Genomic DNA, 521 nt, shown 5'->3' on the forward strand with positions numbered 1-521 from the left:
CGCCCACCGTGACGCCGACCCGTCCGGTGATATCGGCAATCCATTTGGTGTCGTTCGTGCAGTTCAAGACCACAAAGCAGCCAGTGCGCCCCTTGATACCACTCCATAAAAAATCGCTTTCCACGCCGTAGACCATCACACCGGACTGGAAATTGTAACCGGCTTGTACGCCGCCGAGGAAGCCGTTCAGCTGCACCTGCGGCAATGGCACATTCAAATCGGCAGTGCCGCCGATGAGCTGGTTTACGGTCTGGTTGACGGGGGCGCCAATGAATGTATTGCCCACAGCGAGGTCGGTCTGGCTGGTACCCCAACCCGAGCCTACACTGCCGCCGATGTAACCTCCAGTCCAGCTGAAGAGAGGATAAACGGGAGCCGGCGCTTTGACGACAGGTGCCGCAGGCAAATCAGCAGCTAAACTTCCGCTCCCAAAAGCGATCGTCCCGAACGCAATGATGCTCGCGAGCGACAATTGCTTGTTGCACTTCATCCGAGAGTCCTCCTGCTGAGCACGGAAAAAT

Annotated in this window: 1 protein-coding gene; it reads right to left on the minus strand. The window is 57.4% G+C overall.

The window, feature by feature from the left end; all coding sequences use genetic code 11:
• A partial coding sequence (locus tag IF809_RS38750) for an outer membrane protein (RefSeq protein ID WP_462840106.1) occupies positions 1–490 on the minus strand: 490 nt, incomplete at its 3' end.
• Positions 491–521: the final 31 nt, after the last annotated feature.

This window comes from Bradyrhizobium sp. UFLA06-24 (genome assembly GCF_054967145.1).